Source organism: Blautia sp. ZXY-1-C6 (genome assembly GCF_056339875.1).
The window spans coordinates 1-7614 of sequence record NZ_JBWJVQ010000265.1; the positions used below are offsets into that span (position 1 = coordinate 1).

Sequence of the window (7614 nt, forward strand, 5' to 3'; positions counted from 1 at the left end):
CTGTGGAATTACCGGAAGTTTTGTATCAAACACAAGATCTGACGGATTTTCCACATAGCATGCCTTTTCCGGCAGACAGGTGATTCCTTCTTTTAACAAATAGTATTCTGTATAAAAGCCATCCAGAAACCAGGGCTGCCTGTCCGGGACCAGATTGGGAATAAAATACGCATAAATCGGCTGATAATAGTAATTAAAGAGTCCTGTATTAAATATGGCATAATTCTTTTTCTCCCACACCTTCTGTTCTTCATAAAGGCGTTTAAATGTATGTTCCAGGTATCCTTTCAGAATTCCGTTATCATCTGTATCCGAAAAGCTCCACTTCTCCGGCACCATCCTTGCCAGATTCTGAATCTGCCGATTATAGTCTCCGCAATAAGTAAAATCAAATAAATTAATCATCAGGCTCCTCCTGTCCCTGCACCTTTCATATTGTCATTACTGTTCTCTCTTAATATTTATTGTATTTTGGAAAAAATATGGCAGAACTGCCAGATTATGATTTGTATGAAAATCAGTTTTGATTGTTATTATTTAACATACCATAATTTCTGTCAAAAGACAAGGATTAGCATCCACCAAAAAATGTCAAAAATTACCATCTGACTTACAATTCAAAAGTTACTGTTCACTCCGTTCACAGTAACTTAGCCAAAATTCATTCCAGATTGCCTGCGGCAATGGAATTTTGGCTTGTATGTCTCGGGATTTTGGCATATTGATGCCAAAACACCTCGCGGGATAGTGGTACATTCAGACAGTATATTATCCATCCGGTAATACCTGATGCTTGTAGCCTGCCGGTCAGCTGTGTTATACTCTACACATATCAGCAATACGCAAATGCAGGCTGAACAACTGTTTCTATCCACATTTGCGGGCAAGACTATTTTTCTTAAAGAAGGTTTTACAATGAAAAAAGACGGCTACTACTCTTCCGGAGAATTTGCACGGATGGCACATGTAACACTCCGCACTATCCGCTATTATGACAAACAGAATATCCTCAAACCCTCCTATGTAACAGAATCCGGCGCACGTTTTTATACAGATGAGGATTTTGCAAGACTTTCCCAGATCCTGCTTCTGAAATATCTGGGTTTCTCCCTGGATGACATACGGGAAATGACCATTGACGACTCAGACTATCATTTTATGGAAAATTCCCTGAACATCCAGTTAAAGCTGGTACGTGACCGTATCGAGCAGATGCAGCTGGTGGAAAAGGCAATCCAGGATACCACAGATGCGATCCGCTCCCATCATGCCATAGACTGGAATCAGATGCTTGACCTGATCCACCTGACAGGCATGGAGAAAAGCATGAAAAATCAATACCAGAACGCCTCCAACATTTCCTCACGCATTAATCTGCACAGCCTTTATTCCCAGAATAAACAGGGATGGTTTCCATGGGTTTATGAGCAGTGCCAGATTCATCCGGGGATGCGTATCCTTGAACTTGGATGCGGCGACGGTGTTCTGTGGACACAGAATATTTCCAGCCTCCCCGGTAAAGTTTCCGTTACTCTTTCTGATCTTTCATCCGGAATGCTTCGTGATGCCAGACGTGCTATCGGACGCAAAGACAGCCGTTTTTCCTTCGAGGCATTTGACTGTGCAAGAATTCCTCATGAAGACAGAAGCTTTGATCTGGTCATTGCAAACCATGTGCTTTTTTACTGTGAAGATATCTCTGCTGTATGCAGCGAAATTCAACGTGTGCTCACTCCGGGCGGAAAACTGATCTGCAGTACCTATGGAAAAAAACACATGCAGGAAGTCAGCAGACTGGTCCGGGATTTTGACGACCGGATCGTTCTCTCCGCAGACAAACTCTATGAGCGTTTTGGCAGAGAAAACGGAGCAGATATCCTGGCACCGTATTTTTCCCGTATTTTCTGGGAAAGCTATAAGGACTCTCTTCTTGTCCCCGATGCAGAACCGCTGATTTCCTATATCCTCTCCTGCCATGGAAATCAGAATCAGTATCTTCTGGACAAATACAAAGATTTCCGAGGATTTGTATCGCGAAAGACAAAGGATGGGTTCTTTATTACCAAGGATGCCGGCATTTTTCTTTGTGAAAAATAACCAAAATTTAACTTTTTTGTAAAAAGCACTTGAAGGTGACCTAAGGTCACCTTTTATAATACAATCACCAGAGTCAGGATGATATCGTAACTCAGACTGACAATCCAGAAACCCGTTGAATTAGTATCGCAGTCGCCTGATGTTTTGCTTATCATTTACACAGATAGATAACTGACAAAATATCGCTCCGACCGCATACTGCCAATAACAAAGGAGAATACACATGAAAGGTATTATTTTAGCAGGCGGTTCCGGCACACGCCTTTATCCGCTTACAATGGTAACATCCAAACAGCTTCTGCCAATCTATGATAAACCAATGATCTACTATCCCATGTCTGTACTGATGAATGCAGGGATCCGCGATATCCTGATCATCTCTACTCCGCAGGATACTCCTCGTTTTGAGGAACTTCTTGGTGACGGACATCAGTTCGGTGTCCATCTCACCTATGCAGTACAGCCAAGTCCGGACGGACTTGCACAGGCATTTATCATCGGTGAAGAATTTATCGGTAATGATACAGTTGCCATGGTTCTCGGCGATAATATCTTCGCAGGACATGGGCTGAAGAAAAGACTGAAAGCTGCTGTAAAGAACGCAGAATCCGGCGAGGGTGCAACTGTTTTCGGATACTATGTAGATGATCCGGAGAGATTCGGTATTGTAGAATTTGACCATGAAGGCAAGGCTATCTCAATTGAAGAGAAACCGGAGCACCCGAAGAGCAACTACTGTGTCACAGGTTTATACTTCTATGACAATCGTGTCGTAGAGTATGCAAAAAATCTGAAACCAAGTGCCAGAGGCGAACTTGAGATCACAGATCTGAACCGCATCTATCTGGAAAAGGGCGAATTAAACGTAGAGCTTCTCGGACAGGGATTCACATGGCTGGATACAGGTACACACGAGAGCCTTGTGGAAGCCACCAACTTTGTAAAAACAATGGAAAGCCACCAGCACCGCAAAATCGGTTGCCTGGAAGAGATTGCATATCTCAATGGCTGGATTACAAAGGAAGATGTGCTGAAGGTTTATGAAATACTGAAGAAAAATCAGTATGGTCAGTACTTAAAAGACGTTCTGGACGGTAAATATCTGGATGTATTGCACTAACCGAAGCTTTTAGACCTGTACAAGCGAATTCGCAGTCAAGTGAGTGATATATCAAATTTTCAAACAGTTATTTGATATATCACCCGCCATGCAGCAAGGCGGATAATTTTATCTGCCTGACTCTATAACAGAATCTTACAGATATTCATATTATATATTTTTTAAGGAGAATCACTATGAACATTATCGTAACCGGCGGTGCCGGATTTATCGGAAGCAACTTTATTTTTCACATGTTAAAAAAATACCCAGATTACCGCATCATCTGTCTGGACTGTCTGACCTATGCAGGAAACCTTTCCACTCTTGCACCTGTCATGGACAACCCAAATTTCCGTTTCGTAAAAGAAAGCATCACCGACCGCGAAGCAGTTTACAAACTTTTTGAGGAAGAACACCCTGATATGGTTGTAAACTTCGCTGCAGAGAGTCACGTTGATCGCTCCATCGAAAACCCAGAAGTTTTCCTTACCACAAATATTATCGGTACTGCTGTTCTCATGGATGCATGCCGCAAATACGGTATCAAACGTTATCATCAGGTATCTACTGATGAAGTTTACGGAGATCTTCCATTAGACAGACCTGACCTGTTCTTCACAGAGGAAACTCCGATCCACACAAGCAGCCCTTACAGCTCTTCCAAGGCTTCTGCAGACCTTCTGGTGCTGGCTTACCACAGAACCTACGGACTGCCTGTAACCATCAGCCGCTGCTCCAATAATTACGGACCATATCACTTCCCGGAAAAACTGATTCCGTTAATGATCGCCAATGCATTAAATGACAAACCACTTCCGGTATACGGAACAGGCGAAAACGTTCGTGACTGGCTCTATGTAGAAGATCATTGCCGCGCAATCGACCTGATCATCCACAAAGGACGTGTTGGAGAAGTTTACAACGTCGGCGGACACAATGAAATGACAAACATTGATATCGTTAAGATCATCTGCAAAGAACTTGGCAAACCAGAAAGCCTGATCACCTACGTAGCAGACCGTAAAGGTCATGACATGCGTTATGCAATCGACCCGACTAAGATTCACAACGAACTTGGCTGGTTACCGGAAACAAAATTTGCAGACGGTATCAAGAAAACAATCAAATGGTATCTGGATAACAAAGAATGGTGGGAAACAATCATCTCCGGTGAATACCAGAACTACTATGAAAAAATGTACGCAAACCGCGGGGAGGCATAATTTATGAGAATTTTTGTAACAGGTGTAGGCGGTCAGCTTGGACATGATGTTATGAACGAACTTGCGAAACGCGGCTATGAAGGTGTGGGAAGCGACATTGCTCCTTCCTACAGTGGAATCGCTGATGGCACTGCAGTTACCACAATGCCTTATGTTCAGATGGATATCACTGACAAAGCTTCTGTAGAAAAAGTCATTAAAGAAGCAAATGTTGATGCTGTGATCCACTGTGCTGCATGGACAGCTGTAGATGCTGCCGAAGATGAAGAGAATCAGCCGAAGGTCCGTCTGGTAAATGTAACCGGAACTCAGAATATTGCTGATGTGTGCAAAGAGCTTGACATCAAGATGCTGTATCTGTCCACTGATTATGTATTCGATGGTCAGGGAACCACTCCATGGGAGCCTGACTGCAAGGACTATAAACCATTAAATGTCTATGGACAGACAAAGCTGGACGGTGAACTTGCAGTATCCGGCACAGTTAATAAGTTCTTTATCGTCCGTATTGCATGGGTATTCGGCAAAAACGGCAAAAACTTTATCAAAACCATGATCAACCTCGGAAAAACTCATGATACTCTCTCCGTAGTCAATGACCAGATCGGTACACCTACTTATACCTATGACCTGGCAAGACTTCTGATAGATATGATCGAAACTGAAAAATACGGTTATTATCATGCAACCAATGAGGGCGGATATATCAGCTGGTATGATTTCACAAAAGAAATCTTCCGTCAGGCCGCTGCCATGGGACACCCGGAATATCTCCCGGAAAACATGACAGTCAACTCCGTCACAACTGCAGAGTATGGCGCTTCCAAAGCAGCCAGACCGTTTAACAGCCGCCTGGATAAGAGCAAACTGACAGCCAATGGTTTCACACCACTCCCCACCTGGCAGGATGCACTTGGACGGTATCTGAAAGAACTGGATTTCTAAATAAAAAAATCCGGCAGGACACCCAAATGACAGGTGTTTTGCCGGTTTTTTTATTCTTCTCTATGCAGTTTTCTTCTTCTGCGCGGTCTGCCATACGCAGCATCCCACGATCAGAAGTATTCCCACAACATCAGTCATCAGTGACGGATCGATCAGCATCAGTCCGCCTGCTGCCATTAAGACACGAACCGGTACAGACATTTTCACTGACAGGAAGCCTTCCAGTGAGGAGGACAATCCAAACACACCAATCAGTGAGGTGATAAAGATCTGAACAACCTTAAGCGGTGTGGTATCGATCAGCAGCATTGCCGGATTAAAGCAGAATACATAAGGTACGATAAATACTGCGATAGCCAGCTTGGAGGCTGTAAATGCAGTCTTCATCGGATTGGCCTTCGCTATGGCTGAACCTGCGTAGGCAGCCAGCGCTACCGGCGGTGTGATATCTGCAACAATACCAAAGTAAAATACAAAGAAATGAGCTGCCAGTGTAGGTACTCCCATACGTACCAGGATCGGAGCACAGGTTGCTGCCATGATACAGTAATTGGCAGTGGTAGGTACACCCATACCAAGTACGATACAGCACAGCATAGTCAAAAGCAGTGCAATGATCAGTTTTCCGTTTGCAACACTGATGATTCCGTTGATCAGGTCATTGGCAAGTCCTGTCATGGTGATGGAACCGGAAATGATTCCTGCAACACCGCAGGCTACTGCTACGGAGATAACACCTCTTCCTCCTGCTTCCAGCGCATCAATACATTTGGTAACACTGATTCTGTTTTCTTTGTCAAAAAGACTTACGATAACAGAAAGAACGATTGCATAACTGGCAGCCTTCTGCATAGTCATATAGTTTCCGGACACCCAGATTACCAGCATGACCAGAGGTAATAACAGATAGATTTTACGGATCAGAAGCTTAAATACCGGAAGTTTTTCCTTCGGAATTCCGGAAAGTCCTAATTTCTTTGCTTCCAGATGTACAGAAATAAAGATTCCTGTAAAGTACAACAATGCCGGCAGAATCGCCCTGACAATAATGTTGGAGTACGGTACACCCACAAAATCTGCCATAAGGAATGCGGCAGCTCCCATGATCGGAGGCATGATCTGTCCACCTGTGGAAGAAGCAGCTTCTACCGCTCCGGCAAATTCCGGTTTGTAGCCTGTGTCCTTCATCATCGGGATTGTAACAGAACCGGTTGTTACTGTGTTACCTACAGAGGAACCGGATACCATTCCACAGAGTGCAGAACTCATAACCGCTACCTTTGCCGGTCCACCTGCATATTTTCCTGCAATGCAGTTAGCCAGCTGAATAAAGAAGTTGGAGATTCCTGTTCTCTCCAGAAACGCACCGAAAATAATAAATACCACAATATATTTAGAGCATACATTTACAGGTGTGGAGAAAATACCCTCTTTTGTGTAGAAAAGATTCCGCACCAGGAATTTCACTCTTCCCAAAAATGCCGGATTGGTAAGCCCTGACAGCCAGTGCATAGATCAGGAAAAAACCTGCCACAAGACAGGATCGGTAGGCCCACGCATCGTCTGGTAAGCTCGATCAGTGCAGCAATACCGATAATACCGATCACAATCTGATAAGGGGCAAATCTGGTACCCTGATTGATGATCTGATTTGCAGAAAAAGTAAAATACAGAAAAGCACCTGTGCCTGCGATCATAAAAATAATATCGCCAATCGGCATGTAGTTTTCTCTGATATCTCCTTTTTTCGCCGGATAGGTAAGAAATCCGATAAGAATGATCAGCCCCAGAAAAGAAGTCAGTCGGATTTCCTCCAGGAAGGTTGCAAATAAGGTAACATAGATACACCACAGAGAAAAGGCAACCAGCAGGCCGCGTACAGCCAGCTTATATTTGCCGGTCCACACACGAATATTTGATTCGCGGTCGTATTTCTTCATTACTGCATCTACATCTGCTGTGCTCATGTTCTCAGAACCAGCCTGCCCTTCCGGGGATGTGTTTGCTTTTTTTATCTTATTTTCTTTCATCCTGACTATTCCCCTTTCGTATCCACTGTAATTCCATGCTCTGCATAATAACGCGCCGCACCCTTATGGAAAGGAATGGTCATACCGGAAGTAGCGTTTTCCAGAGAAAGCTCCGCTCCTTTTGCATTCTCAGCAGAAATCTCGTCTGCATGGTCAAAAATTGCCGCAGTCATATCATAAACTGTATCCTCATCCAGAGATTCGGACACTACGATCG

At 43.9% G+C, this 7614-nt stretch carries 8 protein-coding genes; 4 read left to right on the forward strand and 4 right to left on the reverse strand.

Annotated elements, in window-relative coordinates; genetic code table 11:
* A partial coding sequence (locus AC075J_RS17120; protein ID WP_476390536.1) for a DUF3825 domain-containing protein occupies nt 1–405 on the reverse strand: 405 nt, incomplete at its 3' end.
* 510 nt (nt 406–915) lie between these two features.
* On the opposite strand from AC075J_RS17120, the gene AC075J_RS17125 reads away from it, so the two are divergent.
* The 4 genes from AC075J_RS17125 (at nt 916) to rfbD (ending at nt 5367) form a co-directional block, all read left to right on the forward strand.
* Complete coding sequence (locus AC075J_RS17125; protein ID WP_008707529.1) at nt 916–2097, forward strand: MerR family transcriptional regulator; 1182 nt, start codon at nt 916–918, stop codon at nt 2095–2097.
* Between the two features lie 223 nt (nt 2098–2320).
* Nucleotides 2321–3217: a glucose-1-phosphate thymidylyltransferase RfbA gene (gene rfbA / locus AC075J_RS17130; RefSeq protein WP_008707531.1), complete on the forward strand. Its 897-nt coding sequence runs from the start codon at nt 2321–2323 to the stop codon at nt 3215–3217.
* 176 nt (nt 3218–3393) lie between these two features.
* On the forward strand, nt 3394–4422 hold the full coding sequence (rfbB, locus tag AC075J_RS17135; RefSeq protein WP_008707535.1) for a dTDP-glucose 4,6-dehydratase: 1029 nt from the start codon (nt 3394–3396) through the stop codon (nt 4420–4422).
* Between the two features lie 3 nt (nt 4423–4425).
* Nucleotides 4426–5367: a dTDP-4-dehydrorhamnose reductase gene (gene rfbD / locus AC075J_RS17140; RefSeq protein WP_008707537.1), complete on the forward strand. Its 942-nt coding sequence runs from the start codon at nt 4426–4428 to the stop codon at nt 5365–5367.
* Nucleotides 5368–5427: 60 nt separating this feature from the next.
* Here the strand turns inward: rfbD and AC075J_RS17145 are convergent, their stop codons facing one another.
* The 3 genes from AC075J_RS17145 to AC075J_RS17155 all read right to left on the reverse strand — a co-directional run.
* Nucleotides 5428–6879 carry a TRAP transporter permease gene (locus tag AC075J_RS17145; protein WP_476390537.1) on the reverse strand — a complete coding sequence of 484 codons (1452 nt, stop codon included), beginning with the start codon at nt 6877–6879 and terminating at the stop codon, nt 5428–5430.
* Nucleotides 6831–7397, reverse strand: a complete 567-nt coding sequence (locus AC075J_RS17150) for a hypothetical protein (RefSeq protein WP_476390538.1) — start codon at nt 7395–7397, stop codon at nt 6831–6833. The genes AC075J_RS17145 and AC075J_RS17150 overlap by 49 nt, the downstream gene beginning before the upstream one ends.
* A gap of 5 nt (nt 7398–7402) precedes the next feature.
* On the reverse strand, nt 7403–7614 hold a 212-nt coding region (locus AC075J_RS17155), incomplete at its 5' end, for a TAXI family TRAP transporter solute-binding subunit (protein ID WP_476390539.1).